Below are 20,954 nucleotides of genomic sequence, written 5' to 3'. Positions count from 1 at the left end.
CTTGAAGATGGGGACAAAGGCCCGGAGAGGGGGATAAGGCCTTTGTCCAAGCCTGACGCGGGCGGGGGACAAGCCGGCTATCAGACCCGCGGCGCGATCAAACGCCGGTAGGCCAGATTTGTGATTGAGATTGTGGTTTTTCAAGGGAAAGAGGAAAAACCGTCTATTACAAATTAGTAACAGTTTGGTGAGGCGGAATCTTTTTTCGCATCTAAGTTTATATGGACCTTACCAGGCCGTCGCGCTATCCATGCTGCCATGAAAAAAGGCGATCACCTCTTCCTCGTTGACGGTTCGGGTTTCATCTTCCGGGCCTTTCATGCCCTGCCACCACTGACGCGCAAATCGGATGGTCTGCCGGTCGGCGCCGTCTCCGGTTTTTGCAACATGCTCTGGAAGCTGTTGCGAGATGCGCGAAATACGGATGTAGGTGTCACGCCTTCTCATCTCGCCGTCATTTTCGACTATTCGGCGAAGACCTTCCGCAAGGATCTCTACGATGCCTATAAGGCGAACCGTTCGGCGCCGCCCGAAGAGCTGGTTCCCCAGTTCGGCCTGATCCGCGAGGCGACGCGCGCCTTCAATCTGCCCTGCATCGAGACGGAAGGTTTCGAGGCTGATGACATCATCGCCACTTATGCCCGCCAGGCCGAGGCCGTTGGCGCCGATGTGACGATCGTCTCCTCCGATAAGGATCTGATGCAACTCGTCACGCCGAATGTCCACATGTATGACAGCATGAAGGACAAGCAGATCGGCATCCCCGACGTCATCGAGAAATGGGGTGTGCCGCCGGAAAAGATGATCGATCTGCAGGCCATGACCGGCGATTCTGTCGACAACGTGCCCGGCATTCCCGGCATCGGTCCCAAGACGGCTGCCCAGCTTCTTGCCGAATACGGCGATCTGGACACGCTTCTCGAACGTGCCCATGAGATCAAACAGGAAAAGCGCCGTCTCACGATTCTCGAAAACATCGATAAGGCAAAGCTTTCCCGCGAACTGGTACGCCTGCGTACCGACGTGCCGCTGGAGCTTGACCTCGACGCGCTCATGCTGGAGCCGCAGAACGGTCCCAAGCTGATCGGCTTCCTGAAGACCATGGAATTCACGACGCTCACGCGCCGTGTAGCCGAGTTCTGCAATTGCGACGCCAGTGAAATCGAGCCTGCCTTCGTCAAAATCGAATGGGGTGCGGACGCGCACGGCCCGGATCTTGATATGGCCAAGCCGGAGCCTGTCGCGGGCGCCGTTCCGGATGTTGGCGGCGAAGCTGTGGCGGTCCCGCCGCGCGCAAAGGCGAAGACCGCAGTCGAAGGGACTTTCGCGCCGGCGGACCTAGCCAAAGCACGTGCGGAGGCTTTCGCGACGCTGCCGTTCGATCACTCCTCTTACGTGACGATCCGCGACCTTACGACCCTTGATCAGTGGATCGCCGACGCGAAGGAGACCGGCCTCGTCGCCTTCGACACCGAAACGACCTCGCTCGATGCCATGCAGGCCGAGCTCGTCGGCTTCTCCATGGCGATTGCCGACAATGCTGCCGATCCGACCGGCACGCGCATCCGCGCCGCCTATATCCCGATCGGCCACAAGACCGGTGTGGGCGATCTGCTCGGCGGCGGCCTTGTGGAAAACCAGATCCCGATGCGCGATGCACTGTCGCGGCTGAAGGCGCTGCTGGAGGATGAATCGATCCTCAAGGTGGCGCAGAATCTAAAATACGACTACCTGCTGATGAGGCGGTACGGCATCGAGACGAAGAGTTTCGATGATACGATGCTGATATCCTATGTGCTCGACGCCGGCACCGGCGCACATGGAATGGACCCGTTGTCGGAAAAATTCCTCGGTCACACACCGATCGCCTACAAGGATATCGCTGGCTCCGGCAAGTCGAACGTCACCTTCGACCTCGTCGATATCGACCGCGCGACCCACTATGCCGCCGAAGACGCCGACGTGACGCTGCGCCTCTGGATGGTGCTGAAGCCGCGTCTTGCCGCCGCCAAGCTGACGCGCGTCTACGAGCGTCTTGAGCGCCCGCTTGTGGCTGTTCTGGCGCGTATGGAGGAGCGCGGAATTACAGTCGACCGGCAGATCCTGTCGCGCCTCTCGGGCGAATTGGCCCAGGGTGCAGCCAGATACGAGGATGAAATCTATCAGCTTGCAGGAGAGAAGTTCAACATTGGCTCTCCCAAGCAGCTCGGCGACATCCTGTTCGGCAAGATGGGCCTTGCAGGCGGTACCAAGACCAAGACCGGCCAGTGGTCGACCTCGGCGAGCGTGCTGGAAGACCTGGCGGCAGCCGGCTTCGAGCTGCCCCGCAAGATCGTCGACTGGCGCCAGCTTACCAAGCTGAAGTCGACCTACACGGATGCCCTTCCGGGCTACGTCCATCCGGAAACGAAGCGGGTCCACACCTCTTATTCGCTGGCATCGACGACGACGGGCCGTCTTTCCTCCTCGGAACCGAACCTGCAGAACATTCCGGTTCGCACCGCCGAAGGCCGCAAGATCCGCACCGCCTTCATTTCGTCGCCGGGTCATAAGTTGATCTCCGCCGACTATAGCCAGATTGAGCTTCGAGTACTCGCCCATGTCGCCGAGATCCCGCAGCTCGTACGCGCCTTCGAGGAGGGGATCGATATCCATGCCATGACCGCCTCCGAAATGTTCGGCGTGCCGGTCGAAGGCATGCCGGGCGAGGTGCGCCGCCGCGCAAAGGCCATCAACTTCGGCATTATCTACGGCATTTCCGCCTTCGGCCTGGCCAACCAGCTCTCCATCGAGCGCTCGGAAGCCAGCGACTACATCAAGAAGTATTTCGAGCGTTTCCCCGGCATCCGCGATTACATGGAAAGCCGCAAGCAGATGGCCCGTGACAAGGGCTATGTCGAAACGATCTTCGGCCGGCGAATCAATTATCCCGACATCCGCTCGTCCAATCCTTCGGTGCGCGCCTTTAACGAGCGCGCCGCCATCAACGCGCCGATCCAGGGTTCGGCCGCCGATGTCATCCGCCGCGCCATGATCAAGATTGAGCCGGCCCTCGCCGAGGCCGGTCTTGCCGATCGGGTGCGCATGCTCTTGCAGGTGCACGACGAATTGATCTTTGAGGTTGAAGACGAGGATGTCGAAAAGGCGACGCCAATCATCGTCTCGGTCATGGAAAACGCCGCATCGCCGGCGCTTGAAATGCGCGTGCCGCTTCGCGTCGACGCACGCGCCGCCACCAATTGGGACGAAGCGCATTAAGGCGTTTCGTCAAATTACCCCAAAGATTTTTCCCTTCGACTCAAGCCTCTGAAATTGATGATGTTTCATCTTTTTGGCCGTCCCACAGCGGGACGGCTGGAAGGAACTTATTAACCTTCGTTTTCTATCCGGAAGGATGTCAGAAATTACTAGGCATGAGTGAGTAGCTGTCGCATGCGTTTTCCAAGAACCAATTTGACGGATGCCGGAGATTTCTCATCCGGAGTTGAAGCCGAACATCCCGTGGAAAATGCGCCCGTGGAATATGAGGGCGAAAAGCCGGTGCCGCCGCTCTGGCAGAGCAATTTCTCGCTCGCCCCGAACGTCCGCTTCACCCGCACGCCGGAAACGCTGATCAGCAAGCGCCGCGCACCTGAAGAGCCGGTTCGCGTAGAGGTCGTCGCACCTTCCGCTCCGCAGCCAGCACCTGCGCGCACGCATGCACCGATCACCGTCAATGTGCCGTTCGATATCTATCTGCCCGAAGTGGCCGAGCCTGTTGTCGTACCGCAGCCGGAACCTCAGCCGCAGCCCATCGTCGTAACGCCGGCCGAAACCGCACTACGCGCGGCATCGGAACTTTCCGCGATCTCGGATTTCGCCTTCTGGGAAGTTATGGCTTTCGAGGAAACCGATGCCGAACCGTCGCGTGCTCCAGCCATTGCATTGCCGCAGGCCGAATCGGAATCGATCACTTCGCGCTTCCGCATCATGGAGTGGCGCCCGGGCCGGCATAACCCGGCGCCGGTAATGCCGCGAGTATCTGTTGCGCCGCCGCGTGCGGCGACACCTGTTCCAGCTGCTGCGGTCAGGCCCACGCGTTCGCCGGCAGTCGGTGCGCCGGTGGTCCAGCCTCCGGTCGCTCCGATCATTGAGGCGCCGGTCGCCCAGACCCCTGTGAATCAGCCGCAGTCGCCGCAGCCGGATCTGCCGCCCGCGCCGCGTGTCACGGTTGCCGCACCCGCACTATCCCCGGTTCGCCCCTCGCGCATTGTTGTCGATCAGGTTGACGCTTCCGGATACGAGTTCCCGCCGCGCGCCCTGTTGCAGGAGCCGCCGGAGCGGCTCGGGGAGATCATGTCGCAGGAGACGCTGGAGCAGAATGCCGGCCTTCTGGAAAGCGTTCTGGAGGATTTCGGCATCAAGGGCGAGATCATCCATGTCCGCCCCGGCCCCGTCGTCACACTCTACGAATTCGAGCCGGCGCCTGGCGTTAAATCGTCCCGTGTCATCGGCCTTGCCGATGATATCGCCCGCTCCATGTCGGCGCTGTCGGCGCGCGTAGCCGTCGTTCCCGGCCGCAACGTCATCGGTATCGAACTGCCGAACCAGACGCGCGAAACCGTCTATTTCCGCGAGATGATCGAGAGCGAGGATTTCGACAAAAGCGGCTACAAGCTGGCCCTTGGTCTCGGCAAGACAATTGGCGGCGAGCCCGTGATCGCCGAACTCGCCAAGATGCCGCATCTCCTAGTAGCCGGCACGACCGGCTCGGGCAAGTCCGTCGCCATCAACACGATGATCCTGTCTCTGCTCTACCGGATGACGCCGGAACAGTGCCGCCTGATCATGGTCGATCCCAAGATGCTGGAACTCTCCGTCTATGACGGCATTCCGCATCTGCTGACGCCTGTCGTTACCGATCCCAAGAAGGCCGTGATGGCGCTGAAATGGGCGGTGCGCGAGATGGAAGAGCGCTATCGCAAGATGTCACGCCTCGGCGTGCGCAATATCGACGGCTACAATGGCCGCGTCAGCCAGGCCCGCGAAAAGGGCGAGACCATCCACATTATGGTCCAGGTTGGCTTCGACAAGGGCACCGGCGCGCCGATCGAAGAGCAACAGGAACTTGATCTTGCGCCGATGCCCTACATCGTCGTCATCGTCGACGAGATGGCCGACCTGATGATGGTCGCCGGCAAGGAGATCGAAGGCGCAATCCAGCGTCTGGCGCAGATGGCGCGTGCCGCCGGTATCCACTTGATTATGGCGACTCAGCGTCCCTCGGTCGACGTGATCACGGGTACGATCAAGGCGAACTTTCCGACCCGTATCTCCTTCCAGGTCACCTCGAAGATCGACAGCCGCACGATCCTCGGCGAACAGGGTGCCGAACAGCTGCTCGGCCAGGGCGACATGCTGCACATGCAGGGCGGCGGCCGCATCGCCCGTGTCCATGGCCCCTTCGTTTCCGACGCCGAAGTCGAAAAGGTCGTGGCACACCTGAAGACGCAGGGCCGCCCGGAATATCTCGATACGGTCACGGCCGGCGAGGAGGACGAAGCCGAGGATGAAGAAGATAGCGCCGTCTTCGATAAGAGCGCCATGGGTGCGGAAGATGGTGACGAACTCTATCAGCAAGCCGTCAAGGTCGTCATGCGCGACAAGAAGTGCTCGACATCCTACATCCAGCGCCGCCTCGGCATCGGTTACAACCGTGCCGCCTCGCTGGTCGAGCGCATGGAAAAGGAAGGGCTGGTCGGCCCGGCAAACCATGTCGGCAAACGCGAGATCGTGTCGGGTCGCGGCGACAGCGAATAGTCTGAGTGCGGCTGGTTATCTCCCTTCGGAAGCCAACCGCAGCGTCTCAAGCACGAAATCGCTCTTGCCGCCGGTGTAATAATCCCAATCGTCATTTGCCTCGCCCATAAGCTTCAGCTTGAGAGCGGCATAGGCTTTTGCTCGTTCCGGATGTGACCGCAGATAGTCCCGAAAGGTGATCCGGTCCCTCAGCACGGCATTATCCGCCGAGCAAAGATAGAGCCGCGCACCGTGGGAGCCTTTACCGCTGGTGAAGGTCCAGGTCTGTTGCTTGTATTTGTCGCCGTGGAAGATAAAGGCGCCGAGCGATTGCACGCGTTCGATCGCATCGGCAAGGGGATCTGCATTTGCAAAGGCGGCGTGCAGATCAATCTTCGGCTTGGCGGCCAGTCCGGGGACGGATGTGCTGCCGACGTGGTGAAAGACGGGATGGAGATCGGCGAGCAACGGTTCAAGCTCGCCGACGATTTCACGGAAGCGAGACGGCCATTCGGGGTCATAGTCGACGACGTGAATGGCCATTCCCATTTCCCTTTCGCGTTCAGACGATTTCCGTCAGAAAGCCGTCCAGGATATCGATCATCTTGCGCTTGGCTTCTTCCAGCGAGCCGCTGTTGTCGAGCTCCACAACATCGTAGTCGCCGCGCACCGTCAGCGGGCCGCGCGCCAGGCGCGCCATGATGTCCTCATGCGTCTCGCGGCCGCGGGCCTCAAGACGCCCGGCCAGCACTTCCGGCCGGGCGGTCACATTGATGACCTTCAGCCGCGGGAAGGCGGCCTGGAAGCGGTGCAGCGCCGAGCGCGAGCCGTTGGCGACGACGATGTGGCCCTTGGCGAGCGACACGGAGACCTCAGCCGGGATCCCATATTTCAGGCCATGCGCCTCCCACCAGACGGCGAAGGAGCCGGCCTGCTCCATCGATGCGAATCCGGCATCCGAAACGGCGAGATGATCTTCTCCGCCGGCATCGCCATGGCGGGTGATGACGCGGCGGACGAAATGCACGTCCTCACGGTGGTCGAAATGCCGGGCGGCCAGGTTCATCAGCGTGTCCTTGCCGGCGCCGCTCGGGCCGACGACGACGACCATGATGCCATGTTCGGCGCCAGCGCCTGGATGGGGTTCGTGCGACATCGTCATGCGACCCGGCGCCCTTCTCGCCACACCGAACGCGTCACCGGCACGCCATGCGAACGATGGACGCGGACGAGATCGGCCCGCAATCCGGTTTCGATGCGGCCGCGGTCATTGAGGCTGACGGTACGCGCCGGCGTTGCCGTCACCATCGCGATCGCTTTCGGTAGCGTTATACCTTCAATTTCATCGGCAAGGATGAAGGGCGCATGCAGCAGGCTTAGTGGCACATAGTCGGAAGACAGCACGTCGAGCACGCCGAGCTGCGCCAGGTCGCGGGCGGCGATATTGCCGGAATGCGATTTGCCGCGCACGATGTTCGGCGCGCCCATGAGCACGCTCATGCCGTTTTCATGCGACAGCCTGGCTGCGTCGATGCTGGTCGGGAACTCGGCAAGGCGAACGCCGTTTTCTATCGCTTCGTCGACATGGGCGGATGTAGCATCGTCGTGACTTGCGACAGTGATGCCGCGTTCGGCGCAGACCTTTGAAATCGCCTCCCGGTTCGGCGTCGAATTGCGGTCGGATTCGGCGATGCGACGGGCGCAGAAACGGGCGAACTCCTCGTCGGAAAGGCCGCGCTTCTTCTGATAGTAAAAGATGTACTGATCCATCGTCTGGAACTGACGCTGACCGGGCGCGTGGTCCATCAACGAGACGAGACGCACATAAGGATCGTTCTCGAAATCAGCGAAATGTTGCAGCACGTTGTCGGCAGAAACCTCGCAGCGCAGATGGAGGAGGTGTTCGGCACGCAGGCGGCCTTCCTTTTCGGCCGACTGGATGGCGTCGGCCATTTCGCGCATCTCGCCATGTTCGAAGCCGCCGTCTTCATCGGCGCCCATGCGCAGGCAGTCGAAGACCGTGGTGATGCCCGAGGTAACGATCTGCGCGTCGTGTGCCTGGACTGCTGCCGTCTTGTTCCAGCGGATGCCCGGACGCGGCGAATAGTGGCCTTCCAGATGGTCCGTATGAAGCTCGACGAGACCTGGGATGATGTAATCGCCCTCGAAATCTTCGCCGGCTATGGACTTGCCTTCCGAAATGTCGGCAATCCTGCCGTCGCGAATGAGAATGGAGCCCGAAAGAATATCATCCTCGAGAATGATGCGGGCATTTGAAAGAACGGTTTCTTTGCTCATGTCAGAAAACTTTCAGCTTCTGGCGCCAGCGAGAGGCAGCCATGTGTGGACTTTGAAGGGTGCGCCGCGAGCCTCTTCGCTAAAGACGGCAAGGCCGGAAATACGAAGCGGCCTGCCAGTGAAATCCGCGAAACGCTCTGTCAGAATCGTCTTCATCACCTCGGCGCGCTCGTCCGGCACCGGGCCGGTCAGGGTCATGTGGAAGCGGAAGTCGTCCATGACGTAAGGATAGCCCCAGCGCAGGAGATTGCTGCGCTGGCTTTCGCTCAGCCTTTCCGGTTTGCGCCTGAGAATATCGGCCTCAGAGAGCGCCGCCCGAAAGGGCTCGAAGGACTTTACCACCGTTGCCGCAAAATCCTGAAGCGGCTGATGCAGCGAGCCCGGCACGAGCGCGAAAAAGTGACCGAGCTGCCCCAGCACCAGCTCCGGAATGTCGAAGGCCGGCGTCTTGGCGGCAAAATCCTCGACGACCGTCATCAGGTCCTTTTCGGTTACGGAAGAGGCAAGCTCGAAGGGCGCCTTGATGGTCGCATGGAAGCCGTAACGGCGCGGATCAGCCGTCAGCTCAAACTGTTCGTCAGCCGGCAATGTCTCATGACCGGGCGCAGGATAGGTCTCCCCGGTAAAGGCATTGCGGCCAAGCCAGACGGAGGCGGCACCCGTCAGGGGATCATCCTTAGACGGCGAAAAATAGAGAGCGTAGCGCAAAGCTTTTATCCTGGAGATCGTCCGCACGGGGAGCGTAATGTGCAGTGATTTGGCGGCGAACCGCAAGCAGGCTCCGGCTAAAAGATTTCCATGACAGAATGATGATGACGGCAGTGCCGTCATCATCATTTGCTGGAGTTAGTGACCAGCCTTGGTGCCCATCAGGCGGTGACGCAGCGCGTTCGATGCGGCGTCGAACAGAAAGACGACAATCAGGATCAGGATGACCATGTAGGCGACGTTTTCCCAGTTGGAATTGGTGCGCATGGCTTCCCAGAGCTTGAGGCCGATACCGCCGGCGCCGACGGCACCGATGATCGTCGCGCCCCGCACGTTCGATTCCCACTGATAGAGCGTCTGGCTGACGATGACTGGAACGATCTGTGGTATGATACCGTAACGATGCACCAGCACGGTCGAGGCGCCCGTCGACTTCACGCCTTCGCGCGGTTTGTTGTCGATGTTTTCGAGACCTTCCGAGTAGAGCTTGCCAAGTGTGCCTGTCTCCGTGAGGAAGATGGCGCCGGAACCGGCGAGCGGGCCGGGGCCGAAGGCGCGCGTCAGGAAGAGCGCCCAGATCAGCATGTCGACGGAACGCAGGAAATCGAAGAAGCGCTTCAAAGCCTGATTGAGGAACCTGTTCGGCGTGATGTTGCGCGCCGCCATGAAGGCGAGCGGGAAGGCGGCGATCGAACCGAGCAGCGTGCCAAGGAAGGCCATGACGATCGTCTGGAACAGCTTGGTCCAGACATCGCCATGCTGCCACGCGCTGTTGTTCCAGATATTGTCGAAGGCGAGCGACAGGTTCGATTGGTCGGGATGGATGCGCGGGCCTGACACGATGAGGCTGATGACTTCGCTGACCGGTTTGTCGAAGAAAGGCGACTGTGTGTCGAAGACGAAGTTCGCCCAGCCGATGAAGCGCTTGCGCACCTTCACGCGGTCGACGGAAATGCTGACATCACCGGCAAAGCCGAGATCGGCAAGCACGTTATCGTCATAGACTGTCATCCAGCTCGGCACTGGACCGACGACTTTCGGCGCGCCGCTGGAAACGTCGATCGGCACCGTGATGCCCCGAGCGACGATCGTCGTCTGGCTCTTGCTGACGGTCACCGTGCGGCCGCTGCCGCTGACGAGAACCGTGATGCTGCCATCGGCATTGCTCTTCACCCAGTCTGGATGCGGATCGTCGCCGAGCGGCGAGAAACGTGGATAGCGCGTCTGGATCGTGCCATCGTCCTGGATACGGAATTCCGGCTGTACGTCATAGCTGATCCACTGGCTCATATAGATGCCGAAGCGCTCCCAATGCGCTTCGGCGACGAGTTTCGGCAGATCGAAGAACCAGACGGCATAGATGCCGTAGAGGATCGTGGCAAGGACGATGAGGAGACCGCCGAAACGCTGACGGAAGGATCGGTGAAAATACTCCGGATAGCGCGCTTCGATCTCATGCATGCGGTTTGCGTCGATGACCGTCATGGCAGCCTCAATGTTGCAGGAGGAAGGCATGTTCGCCGACGAGTCGGCGGCGCAGCCAGGCGGAGAACTGGTCGACAGCGACGATCGTCACGAAGAGCAGCAGCACCAGAGCCATGGTCTTTGCGCCGAAGCCGCGGGAAATGGAGAGCTTGAGCTCTTCACCGATACCGCCGCCGCCGACGGCACCGATGATGGTTGAAGCGCGCACGTTGATCTCGAGACGCAGCAGCGCATAGGACGCATAGTTCGGCATGACCTGCGGCAGCGCGGCAAAGCGCACCCGCTCCAGCCAGTTCGCGCCGACGGCCCGCATACCCTCGTCCGGTTTCATGTCGATGTTTTCGGCGACTTCGTAGAAAAGCTTGCCGAGCGCGCCGATCGTATGAAGCGTGATGGCAATGATGGCGGCCACCGGGCCGATCGAAAGGATCGCCGAAAACAGACCGGCGATGACGATCTCCGGGAAGGCGCGCAGGAATTCCATGATGCGCTTAGTGAAAATGCGTAGCGGCCAGTTCTTCGTCAGATTGCAGGCAGCAAAGAAGCTGAGCGGAACGGCGAAGATGAAGGCGATGATGGTCGAGACAAGCGCGATATTGATCGTGATGATCATCAGCTCGAAATATTCAGGGATATAGAAGCTGCCCCAGACATAGACACGACCGTTGGCGAAGTTGAACTCCTCGCCCCCCTTGTCATTCGGGCTCGCAATATCGAAAAGCGCGCGCCAGACGTCGGTCCAGTCTTTCGGGATAAGCCAGCTCAGGAAGTCGAAAAGATGCGGCAGGCGGTCGAAGAAGTGACCGGCATTGCTTTCGTCGGCAAAGCGCACGGAGCTTACGAAGGCGACGATGAGGATCACCAAGCCAAGGGCGGTATAGAAACGCCGCTTGGCGATCATCTTGTCCCAAGCGGTGGCGATTTCCTTTGTGCTCTGCATCGGCACATGCGGCTGTATATCGGCAATAGTCATGAACGCCTCGCCTACTGCATAGGTCCTTAAATCGGGGTCGATTTAAGGATGAAATTATGCAGCAATTTAAAGTGTTAAAGCGCCCTTTGCGCGTCTGACGCACGGCGCTATAGTCACAAGAAAATGGGCGGCCGTTGCCGGCCGCCCCGTACATGAGTGGCGTAATCAGCCGCCGATAGCAGCCTTACGAACTTCTACAACGGCATTGTAGAAGTCGTGCTTGACCGGGGCGTAGCCCTTGTAATCGCCGCCTTCGACAGCAGCGAAGCACTTGTGGTCCTTCTCCGGCAGGGCTGTGAAGAAGGCGGTGAGCTTCTTCTGCCACTCTTCGCCGAGAGCGTTGCGAACGACGAGCGGGCCGTTCGGGATCAGCGGCGAACGCCATACTTCAACGAGCTTGTTCGGATCGACGGCGCCCTTGTCGACTTCCTTGCGGAAGGTACCGGAGGTGTAGCCATCCTTGAAGTCGCCGATGCCCGAGCTGTCATCAACGGCAACATCGACCTTGCCGTCATAAGCAGCGAGCAGGTTGTTTTCGTGACCGCCGTTGAACTGCGTCGAAGCGAAGAACTTGTCGTTCGGCATACCGGTGTCCTTCGGGATCTGCGTCAGCGGGACGAGATAGCCCGAGGTGGAGTCCGGATCTGCGTAGCCGAGCTTCTTGCCCTTGGCGTCCTTGATGGTCTTGATGCCGGAGGACTTCAGAGCGAGACCGATCGAATAGTAGCCGGTCGAACCGTCCTTCTGCTGCGTCGTCAGGATCGGCGTAACAGCCTTGGGATCCTTCAGGTAAACCGATGCGTAGCCGGAAGCGCCGAGTTCGGCGAAGTCGAGCGTGCCGCCGAGCAGGCCCTGGATGACGCCGTCATAATCGGCGGCCGGGAAGAGCGAAACCTTCTCGAAGCCGAATTCCTGCTTCAGGTGGTCTGCAAGGCAGGCGTAGTTGCGCAGGCGGTCGGTTTCGTTTTCGCCGCCAAGGATGCCGACGCGGAATTCCTTGAGGTCAGCGGCATTGGCAGCGCCAGCTGCGAGCGACAGGATCGCCGTTGCAGCAAAAAGTGCTTTCTTCAACATGGGGTCTCTCCTGAATGGCCGGGGGTCCGGTCGTTTGTTACGAAGAAATGTGCCCTTGACGCGGGCGTTCGATCGCGGCCGTCCCTCTCACAGACCGGCCAGCGCCAGCGGTTGGTCGCCGGCGGATTGGTTTTCCGCTCCACCCGGAGCGATGTTGATTGCGGTCGACGTCATCGTCTCGTCGATGCCGGCGCCGTCCTTGTCCGTGCCGTAGATTTCCTTGACGGCCTCGGTAGTCAGTTCGGAAGGCTTGCCGTCGAAGACGACGCGGCCGCCTGCCATGCCGACGATGCGTTCGCAGTAGTTGCGGGCCGTATCGAGCGTGTGCAGGTTGGTTATGACGGTGATGCCCTCGCGCTCATTGATGTCACGCAGAGCGTCCATGACGATCTTGGCGTTCAGCGGGTCGAGTGAGGCGATCGGTTCGTCGGCAAGAACCATTTTCGGGTTCTGCATCAGCGCGCGGGCGATCGCCACGCGCTGCTGCTGACCGCCCGAAAGCGTGCCGGCCGCCTGCAGCGCGGTCTGCTCGATGCCGAGGCGTTCGAGCGCGGCGATGGCCTGGATACGTTCCTCACGGCCGAAGACGTTGAGCAGGCTCAGCATCGTCGAGCGGTGGTTCAGACGCCCGAGCATGACGTTGGTGAGAACGTCGAGGCGCGGCACGAGGTTGAACTGCTGGAAAATCATCGCGCAGTCGCGCTGCCAGTTGCGCAGCGCCTTGCCGTGAAGGCCGGAAACCTCGACACCCCCGAAGTGGATGGTGCCGGAGGAGGGTTCCTGCAGGCGGTTGATCATGCGCAGCAGGGTGGACTTGCCGGCGCCGGAGCGGCCGATGATGCCGACCATTTGGCCCTGGGGAATGTCCAGCGTTACGGAATCGACAGCGAGCTTCTTTCCGAAACGGCGTGTGACATTCTTCAGCTCGAACATCATGCTCTTCCTTCGTATTTCAGGCTTGTTTAAGGGATCGCATTAGTCCCGCTTCATGAAGCTCGCATGTCAGTTTTGTGTAAGTCCTGTCACAAAACTCCGCGTCGCGGCATTCAGCTCACCCGCCGTAGCGGGAGAGGAAATCTTCGGCCTCAAGCGCCCGGAAATCCGCCAGTGCATCGCGCAAGCGAGCATGGTCCCAGTCCCACCAGGCAAGCCTGTCCATGCGCTCGCCGACCTCCTTTGGGAAACGTTCCCGGATGAGCTTGGCCGGCACGCCGCCGACGATCGTGTAGGGAGCGACGTCTTTGGAGACGACGGCGCCAGCACCGATGACCGCACCATTGCCGACCGTGACGCCGGGCAGGATCGTCGCGCCATGGCCGATCCAGACATCATTGCCGATCACGACGCGGTTCGAGCGGCGCCATTCGAAGAATTCCGTCTCCATGTCGGCATCCGGCCAATAGTCGACGGCGCGGTAGGTGAAGTGATGCAGCGTCGCGCGCCAGGTCGGATGGTTGGTGGCATTGATGCGCACCGCGGCGGCAATGTTGACGAACTTGCCGATCGTCGCGCACCAGATGGAGCCGTCCTGCATGATGTAGGAATAGTCGCCAAACTCCACCTCACTGATGCGGCAGCGCTCGGAGACTTCTGTATAGCGGCCGAAGGTCGACTTGGAGACGGAGGCGGTCGCGTGGACATAGGGTTCGATGCCCAGATTGCGGCTCATGCTGCGATTGCCTTTCGGGGAGAGAATTGCTGAACGTCGAGAATGCGGTCGGCAGCTGCCTCGCGCACTTCCTCATCGTGGAAGATGCCGAGGAGGGCGACGCCCGCCTTCTTCTTTTCCTCGATCATGCCGACGACGACGGCGCGGTTCTTCGCGTCGAGCGAGGCCGTCGGCTCATCGAGCAGCAGGATCGTATGATCGGTGATGAAGCCGCGGGCGATGTTGACGCGCTGCTGCTCGCCGCCGGAGAAGGTGGCGGGCGGCAACTGCCAGAGCGCTTCCGGCAGGTTGAGCTTTTCGAGCAAGATGGCAGCCTTTTGTCTGGCGCTGGCGGCAGCTTCACCGCGCGCGAGCAGCGGCTCTGCGACCACATCGATTGCCGCCACGCGCGGCACGGTGCGCAGGAATTGGCTGACATAGCCGAGCGTTTGGCGCCGCACGTCGAGAATGGTGCGCGGGTCGGCGGAGGCGAGATCGACAACCTTGCCCTTATGGTTGACGAGGATCTGGCCGGTATCGACGGCGTAATTGCCGTAGATCATCTTGAGCAGCGAGCTTTTGCCGATGCCCGAGGGGCCACCGAGCACGACGCATTCGCCCGAGGCCACCGAGAAGGAGACATCGGAGACGACCGGCAGCTTGATGCCGTCGCGCAGGTGCATGGTGAAGCTCTTGGCCACTTCTGAAACGACGAGAGGCGTTGCCATGGTTCTTCTTTCTTAAACCTGCAGGATCGAGGAAACGAGGAGCTGGGTGTAGGGCTCGCGCGGATCGTCCAGCACGCGGTCGGTGAGGCCCTGCTCGATGACCAGGCCATCCTTCATCACCATCATGCGATGAGAGAGAAGGCGGGCGACGGCGAGATCGTGGGTAACAATGATGGCCGAGAGGCCGAGATCGTTGACAAGGGTGCGCACCAGATCGAGGAGACGCGCCTGCACGGAGACGTCGAGACCGCCGGTCGGCTCGTCCATGAAGACGAGACGTGGGCCGGTCACGAGATTGCGGGCGATCTGCAGGCGCTGGCGCATGCCGCCGGAAAAGGCGCGGGGCTGGTCGTCGATGCGGCCGGCATCGATCTCGACGCGCTCCAGCCAATCAATGGCGGTGGAGCGTATCTTGCCGTAGTGCCGATCGCCGATCGCCATCAGGCGCTCGCCGACATTGGCGCCGGCAGAGACCGTCATGCGCAGCCCGTCGGCCGGGTTCTGGTGCACGAAGCCCCAGTCGGTGCGCATCAGGAAGCGGCGCTCGGCCTCGTTCATGTGATAGAGGTCGCGGTAGGTACCGTCGCGCATATGGTATTCGACAGTGCCGGTGGTCGGCATCAGCCGGGTTGAGATGCAGTTCAGCAGCGTCGTCTTGCCCGAACCGGATTCGCCGACGATGGCGAGAACTTCGCCCGGCCAGAGTTCGAAGGAAACGTTCCGGCAGCCGATACGGTTGCCGTAGAACTTAGAGAGGTCGTTGACTTTAAGAAGCGGCGTGTCGGTCATTCTGCAGCCTCCCGGGCCAGCATTTCGCCGGCATGTCCGTGTGCCCGGCGGTCTTCGCAATGGTCGGTATCGGAGCAGACGAACATCCGCCCGCCCTTGTCGTCGAGGATCACCTCGTCGAGATAGACGTCCTCGGCGCCGCAGAGCGCGCAGGGCTTGCCGAACCGCTGGATTTCGAAGGGATGGTCTTCAAAGTCCAGGCTGACGACATCGGTATAGGGCGGCACGGCATAGATGCGCTTTTCGCGACCGGCGCCGAAGAGCTGTAGCGCTTCCGATCTGTGCATCTTCGGATTGTCGAATTTCGGCGTCGGCGAGGGATCCATGACATAGCGGCCATGAACTTTGACCGGGTAGGCATAGGTCGTGGCGATGCGGCCGTTGCGGGCGATATCCTCGTAAAGTTTCACATGCATGAGGCCGTACTCCTCGAGCGCGTGCATCTTGCGGGTCTCGGTTTCGCGCGGTTCGAGGAAGCGCAACGGTTCCGGAATCGGCACCTGATAGACGAGCACCTGGCCTTCGCCGAGTTTTTCCTCCGGAATGCGGTGGCGCGTCTGGATGATCGTCGCGTCCTTGGTATGCGTCGTGACGGCGACATTGGCGACCTTCTGGAAGAAAGCGCGGATGGAGACGGCGTTCGTCGTGTCGTCGGCGCCCTGGTCGATGACCTTCAGAACGTCCTCGGGCCCGATGATCGAGGCCGTTACCTGCACGCCGCCCGTACCCCAGCCGTAGGGCATGGGCATCTCTCTGCTGGCGAAAGGCACCTGATAGCCGGGAATGGCGATCGCCTTCAGGATGGCGCGGCGGATCATGCGCTTGGTCTGTTCGTCGAGATAGGCGAAATTGTAGGTGGCGAGATCACTCATTCGGCGGCCTCCTTCTGGGTCTCGCCGCTGCTGCGCGCGGCTTCGAATTCGCGGCGCATGCGGCGGACGAGGTCGAGTTCGGCCTGGAAGTCCACATAGTGCGGAAGCTTCAGGTGCTCGACAAAGCCGGTCGCCTGGACGTTGTCGGAATGGGAAATGACGAATTCCTCGTCCTGCGCCGGCGCGGTGATATCCTCGCCGAGTTCTTCGGCGCGCAGCGCGCGATCCACCAGCGACATCGCCATCGCCTTGCGTTCGCTCTGGCCGAAGACGAGGCCGTAGCCGCGCGTGAATTGCGGCGGAGCCTTGGCCGAACCCTTGAATTGGTTGACCATCTGGCATTCGGTGAGCTGGATCGTGCCGAGCGATACAGCAAAGCCAAGCTCTGGCACGTCGAATTCCACCTCGACTTCACCGATGCGGATTTCACCGGTGAAAGGGTGGTTGCGGCCATAGCCGCGCTGGGTGGAATAGCCGAGCGCCAGCAGAAAGCCCTCGTCGCCGCGGGCAAGCGCCTGCAGGCGGAGATCCCTAGTCATCGGGAATTCCATCGGTTCGCGCGTCAGGTCGCCCGTCTCGTGGTCTTCGGGAAGCTCACCGTCGTTTTCGATCAGGCCCTCCTGACCGAGGATTTCGGAGACGCGCATGACGCGGCCGGTCTCGGCCGGACGCTGGGCAGGCTCTTCCACAGCCTCATCCGTCAGAAGCGTCGGATCGAGCAGACGGTGCGTATAGTCGAAGGTCGGGCCGAGCAGCTGTCCGCCCGGGAGATCCTTGTAGGTAGCCGAGATGCGGCGCTCGATCTGCATGTCGGCCGTATCGAGCGGCCTGGAGTAGCCGAAGCGCGGCAGCGTCGTGCGATAGGCGCGCAGCAGGAAGATCGCCTCGATCATGTCGCCGCGCGACTGGCGTACGGCAAGTGCGGCAAGCGTGCGGTCGTAAAGCGAAGCTTCGGCCATGACGCGGTCGACGGCGAGAGCGAGCTGTTCGACGATCTGCTCGATGCCGATAGCGGGCACGGAACGATCGCCGCGCCGGCGGTCGGCGAGCAGGCGGTGGGCATTGGCGATGGCGGCCTCGCCACCCTTGACGGCAACATACATGAGCTCAGATCTCCGTTGCTGTGATCTTGGTGGTGCGCGGCAGGCAGAGGAAACGCTTGCCCGCCGTCAGCACGATGTCTACGCCGCGTGGGAAAAGTGCGCGGTTTTCCGTCCAGAGACGCAGGAAGGTTTCCGGTAGGCCGATAGGGGCGATCTCGATTACGCTCTGGATGCCCGGCCCCATCAAAGCGAGACGGCGCCCGCCTTCGAGATCGGCAAGCTCGATCACGACGGTCGTCGAACGGTCGGGATATTCCTGAGTACCGGCCGCAAAGAGGCCGAAAGTAGAAAGCGCCATACCGGCTTCGACGAAGGCGAATCGCGCTTCCGCCTTTTCCGCCGTCAGCGGCGCACCGGCATGGAAGCCGAGCCACTCCGGAACGGCCGACTTGGCAAGCTCGGCGGAGAGCCAGACGGGGGTGTCGTGGTCGCAGAGCGTCAGGCCGATCGCGCCAGCGGCAATGCCGAGTGGTGCGGGCGGCGTCACATCGGGCGTGACGGACTGGATCGTGCCGGGGCGGGCCATGCCATCCATCAGCATCTTGAACACGCTCTGTGCGTGGAAAACCGGCTCAGTGAAGCCACCGGTCAAAACGTCGGTCTTGAGGTTCATCAGTCTTCTCCCCGGACCATGGTGAAGAAGTCGACGCGGGTCGCGGACGTTTCTTCAGCCTTGCGGTTGTTGTCATCGGCGATCCGCCGGGCGATCGGCGAAAGCAGTTTTTCCTCGACGAAGCGCATGGTTGCCTCTTCCTGCCAGAGTGCGTCGAAGATCGCCGAAAGCCGTGCCTTCTCGCGGTCGGTGCCGAGCGCCTGGGCGTGACCGACCGAGCCGGATGCAAGCCGTACCGTCGCGCGCGTCACGGTCACTTCGCCGAGATTGAAGGGCGCACCACCGCCGCCGATGCGGCCGCGAACCATGACGAGACCGGTTTCCGGGCCGCGCACCGGCTGCACCACCGGCTGTTCGGCAAGCGCGTCCCACGCCGCCAGCAATTCCTGTTTTTCGGCGCGCGCGAGCAGATCGACGGTACGCTTGCGCCCGCCCTCCGTCCGCGCCGCAGCTTCCGTCTTCTCCGCTGCCGTCATCATCTTTTCCTCGAAAATGTCTATTGATATAGACAACCGTACAAGCTATACCTATCCCTAAATCGGCGACGTGACAAGCGTGTGACAAGGCGCGTCCGAATTGGCTGGATGGGGTGTAATGGCAGGAATAAAGCAGGTGCAGCGGCAGACGGGTGTGGCGCTCTGGCGCCAGATCGCCGACAGGATCCGCGAGGCGATCAGCAGTGGCGTTTACGATCAAACCGGCATGGTGCCACCGGAAACGGTCCTTGCGCTTCAATTCGGGGTCAACAGGCATACTGTTCGCAGCGCACTTGCCGCACTTGCCCAGGAAGGCATCGTGCGTGCGGTGCAAGGCCGCGGCACGTTGATCGAGCGCAAGGAGCGCCTGAATTTTCCGATCAGCCGCCGTACCCGCTTTACCGACGGCCTGAGGGACCAGGCGCGCGAGACACATGCGCTCCTGCTCGGCCATGCGGAGGAAGCGGCCGATGCCGAGGTGGCCCGCTGGCTGCGCGTGGAACAGGGCACGCCGGTCATTCGTCTAGAAACGGTGCGCGACGCGGATAAACGGCCCGTCGCGCGCGGAACGAGCTGGTTCCCGGCCGCTCGTTTTGCCGGCATCGGCGAGATCTATCGGAAGACGGAGTCCATCACCAAGGCCTTTGCCGCACTCGGCCTGTCGGACTATGTGCGTGCCACGACGGAGATCACCGCCGCCCATGCCGATTCCGGAGATATTGCCGATCTGGAACTGACGCCGGGCGCCGTGCTCTTGATCACCAAGGCGATGAACACCGATCTGGAAGGCGTGCCGGTGCAATATTCGATCAGCCGTTTTGCGGCCGATCGCGTTCAGTTCACCATCGAAAACTGAAAACGGAAAAGGCCGGACTCACGCCCGGCCTAGCTTTACTGGTGCCTGACCGCGCTCAGTGCGCGCCAGACATGTCGCCGAGTACTTCCTTGGAAGCGACCGTCGAGTCTGCGTTCAGCTTGTATACCATGGGCACGCCCGTCGCCAGGTTCAGCGACAGAACCTGTTCGCGGTTGAGGCGGTCGAGAACCATGACGAGCGAACGCAGCGAATTGCCGTGCGCGGCAACGAGCACCTTTTCGCCACGCAGCACGCGTGGAAGGATTTCCGTGAGATAGTACGGCCAGACGCGAGCCCCGGTGTCGCGCAGGCTTTCGCCGCCCGGAGGCTGGATGTCGTAGGAGCGGCGCCAGATATGCACCTGCTCTTCGCCCCATTTGGCACGGGCATCATCCTTGTTGAGGCCGGAGAGATCGCCATAGTCGCGCTCGTTCAGCGCCTGGTCGCGGATCGTTTCCAGGCCCGGCTGGCCGACCTTGTCGAGGATCAGCTTCAGTGTGTGCTGGGCGCGCACGAGTGCGGAGGTGAAGGCGACATCGAACTTGATGCCGTAGTCGGCAAGCGCCTGGCCGCCAGTCGTGGCTTCCTGGATGCCGAGCTCGGTCAGATCAGGATCTTTCCAGCCGGTGAAGAGATTCTTGAGATTCCAGTCGCTCTGGCCGTGGCGAACGAGGACGAGGGTACCGCTCATGAAAAATGCCTCCGAGAGATGGTCAATGAGAAGAAAGCCCGAGAACGTCGAGCATGGAATAGAGACCCGGTTTCTTGTCGCGCGCCCAAAGGGCCGCCTTGATGGCGCCGCGCGCAAAGATCGAACGGTCGGTTGCGCTGTGCGAAAGCGTGACGGTCTCGCCTTCGCCGGCAAAGAGTACGGAATGCTCGCCAATGACGGAGCCGCCGCGCAGCGTCGCAAAGCCGATAGTGCCGGCGTCCCGCGCGCCAGTATGGCCGTCGCGCACACGCACGGATTTCGAGGCAAGATCGATATTGCGGCCGCTTGCAGCGGCGTCACCAAGCAGCAATGCGGTGCCGGAGGGCGCATCGACCTTGCGCTTGTGATGCATTTCGAGAATTTCGATATCCCAGTCAGCAGGGTCGAGCGCCTGAGCAGCCTGCTGCACGAACACGCTGAGCAGATTAACCCCGAGGCTCATATTGCCCGACTGGACGATGCGGGCATGGCGGGAGGCGGCCGCGATCTTGGCATTGTCCTCGTCGGAGCAGCCGGTCGTGCCGACGACATGAACGATACGCGCCTGCGCTGCCAATCCGGCAAATTCCACTGACGTGGCGGGCGATGTGAAATCCAGCACGCCCTCGGCGTGCAGGAACGCTGTCAAGGGATCGTCGCCGATGATGACGCCATTGGCGCCGAGACCGGCGACCTCACCGGCATCCTTGCCGACGAAGGGCGAGCCCGGCCGCGCGACCGCTGCATGCAGCGTCACGCCGTCGATGGAATGAATAAGACGGATGAGCGTCTGTCCCATGCGTCCCGCCGCTCCGACCACAACCAGTTTCATCGCAGCGTCGCTCATGTCAGTCCGTCATCC

General features: G+C 61.5%; 20 protein-coding genes. 3 read left to right on the top strand and 17 right to left on the bottom strand.

The window, feature by feature from the left end:
• Positions 1-258: 258 nt before the first annotated feature.
• Together polA and FHX08_RS16515 are read left to right on the top strand one after the other, a co-directional pair.
• Positions 259-3,258 (top strand): DNA polymerase I, encoded by a 3,000-nt coding sequence (gene polA, locus FHX08_RS16520; protein WP_132653086.1) that lies wholly within the window; start codon positions 259-261, stop codon positions 3,256-3,258.
• 174 nt (positions 3,259-3,432) lie between these two features.
• Entirely contained in the window at positions 3,433-5,799 is a 2,367-nt protein-coding gene (locus tag FHX08_RS16515; RefSeq protein ID WP_132653085.1) for a DNA translocase FtsK, read from the top strand.
• Positions 5,800-5,814: 15 nt separating this feature from the next.
• Here FHX08_RS16515 and FHX08_RS16510 read toward each other — a convergent pair whose 3' ends face one another.
• The 15 genes from FHX08_RS16510 to phnG form a co-directional block, all read right to left on the bottom strand.
• A complete protein-coding gene (locus FHX08_RS16510; RefSeq protein WP_132653084.1) occupies positions 5,815-6,321 on the bottom strand; it encodes a GrpB family protein in 507 nt (168 codons plus the stop codon).
• A gap of 19 nt (positions 6,322-6,340) precedes the next feature.
• A complete protein-coding gene (gene phnN, locus FHX08_RS16505; protein WP_132653083.1) occupies positions 6,341-6,940 on the bottom strand; it encodes a phosphonate metabolism protein/1,5-bisphosphokinase (PRPP-forming) PhnN in 600 nt (199 codons plus the stop codon).
• Positions 6,937-8,076, bottom strand: coding sequence for an alpha-D-ribose 1-methylphosphonate 5-triphosphate diphosphatase (locus FHX08_RS16500; RefSeq protein ID WP_132653082.1), 1,140 nt, complete (start codon positions 8,074-8,076; stop codon positions 6,937-6,939). Before FHX08_RS16500 ends, phnN begins: the two co-directional genes overlap by 4 nt.
• A gap of 12 nt (positions 8,077-8,088) precedes the next feature.
• Positions 8,089-8,784, bottom strand: coding sequence for a DUF1045 domain-containing protein (locus FHX08_RS16495; RefSeq protein ID WP_132653081.1), 696 nt, complete (start codon positions 8,782-8,784; stop codon positions 8,089-8,091).
• A 138-nt stretch (positions 8,785-8,922) separates the two neighbouring features.
• On the bottom strand, positions 8,923-10,269 hold the full coding sequence (gene phnE / locus FHX08_RS16490) for a phosphonate ABC transporter, permease protein PhnE (protein WP_132653080.1): 1,347 nt from the start codon (positions 10,267-10,269) through the stop codon (positions 8,923-8,925).
• Positions 10,270-10,276: 7 nt separating this feature from the next.
• Positions 10,277-11,242, bottom strand: a complete 966-nt coding sequence (gene phnE, locus FHX08_RS16485) for a phosphonate ABC transporter, permease protein PhnE (protein ID WP_132653079.1) — start codon at positions 11,240-11,242, stop codon at positions 10,277-10,279.
• 165 nt (positions 11,243-11,407) lie between these two features.
• Entirely contained in the window at positions 11,408-12,316 is a 909-nt protein-coding gene (gene phnD / locus FHX08_RS16480; protein ID WP_132653078.1) for a phosphonate ABC transporter substrate-binding protein, read from the bottom strand.
• A gap of 87 nt (positions 12,317-12,403) precedes the next feature.
• Positions 12,404-13,249, bottom strand: a complete 846-nt coding sequence (phnC, locus tag FHX08_RS16475) for a phosphonate ABC transporter ATP-binding protein (RefSeq protein ID WP_132653236.1) — start codon at positions 13,247-13,249, stop codon at positions 12,404-12,406.
• A gap of 118 nt (positions 13,250-13,367) precedes the next feature.
• A complete protein-coding gene (locus FHX08_RS16470; RefSeq protein ID WP_132653077.1) occupies positions 13,368-13,985 on the bottom strand; it encodes a DapH/DapD/GlmU-related protein in 618 nt (205 codons plus the stop codon).
• Entirely contained in the window at positions 13,982-14,692 is a 711-nt protein-coding gene (gene phnL, locus FHX08_RS16465; protein ID WP_132653076.1) for a phosphonate C-P lyase system protein PhnL, read from the bottom strand. Before phnL ends, FHX08_RS16470 begins: the two co-directional genes overlap by 4 nt.
• A gap of 12 nt (positions 14,693-14,704) precedes the next feature.
• The gene (phnK, locus tag FHX08_RS16460) at positions 14,705-15,481 is read right to left on the bottom strand and encodes a phosphonate C-P lyase system protein PhnK (RefSeq protein WP_132653075.1); all 777 of its coding nucleotides are present in this window, start codon (positions 15,479-15,481) and stop codon (positions 14,705-14,707) included.
• Positions 15,478-16,353 (bottom strand): alpha-D-ribose 1-methylphosphonate 5-phosphate C-P-lyase PhnJ, encoded by an 876-nt coding sequence (locus FHX08_RS16455; RefSeq protein ID WP_132653074.1) that lies wholly within the window; start codon positions 16,351-16,353, stop codon positions 15,478-15,480. The genes phnK and FHX08_RS16455 overlap by 4 nt, the downstream gene beginning before the upstream one ends.
• A complete protein-coding gene (locus FHX08_RS16450) occupies positions 16,350-17,456 on the bottom strand; it encodes a carbon-phosphorus lyase complex subunit PhnI (RefSeq protein WP_132653073.1) in 1,107 nt (368 codons plus the stop codon). Before FHX08_RS16450 ends, FHX08_RS16455 begins: the two co-directional genes overlap by 4 nt.
• A 4-nt stretch (positions 17,457-17,460) precedes the next feature.
• Positions 17,461-18,069: a phosphonate C-P lyase system protein PhnH gene (gene phnH / locus FHX08_RS16445; RefSeq protein WP_132653072.1), complete on the bottom strand. Its 609-nt coding sequence runs from the start codon at positions 18,067-18,069 to the stop codon at positions 17,461-17,463.
• The gene (gene phnG / locus FHX08_RS16440; protein WP_132653235.1) at positions 18,069-18,545 is read right to left on the bottom strand and encodes a phosphonate C-P lyase system protein PhnG; all 477 of its coding nucleotides are present in this window, start codon (positions 18,543-18,545) and stop codon (positions 18,069-18,071) included. Before phnG ends, phnH begins: the two co-directional genes overlap by 1 nt.
• A 118-nt stretch (positions 18,546-18,663) precedes the next feature.
• Between phnG and phnF the strand changes: the two genes are divergently transcribed.
• Entirely contained in the window at positions 18,664-19,401 is a 738-nt protein-coding gene (gene phnF, locus FHX08_RS16435) for a phosphonate metabolism transcriptional regulator PhnF (RefSeq protein ID WP_132653071.1), read from the top strand.
• 55 nt (positions 19,402-19,456) lie between these two features.
• Here the strand turns inward: phnF and FHX08_RS16430 are convergent, their stop codons facing one another.
• The gene (locus tag FHX08_RS16430; RefSeq protein ID WP_132653070.1) at positions 19,457-20,092 is read right to left on the bottom strand and encodes a 2,3-bisphosphoglycerate-dependent phosphoglycerate mutase; all 636 of its coding nucleotides are present in this window, start codon (positions 20,090-20,092) and stop codon (positions 19,457-19,459) included.
• Positions 20,093-20,114: 22 nt separating this feature from the next.
• Positions 20,115-20,939 carry a 4-hydroxy-tetrahydrodipicolinate reductase gene (gene dapB / locus FHX08_RS16425; protein ID WP_132653069.1) on the bottom strand — a complete coding sequence of 275 codons (825 nt, stop codon included), beginning with the start codon at positions 20,937-20,939 and terminating at the stop codon, positions 20,115-20,117.
• Positions 20,940-20,954 lie beyond the last annotated feature (15 nt).

It is taken from the genome of Rhizobium sp. BK529, from assembly GCF_014194105.1.
Lineage (GTDB): Bacteria > Pseudomonadota > Alphaproteobacteria > Rhizobiales > Rhizobiaceae > Rhizobium.
This window is presented reverse-complemented; position numbering and strand designations above follow the sequence as displayed.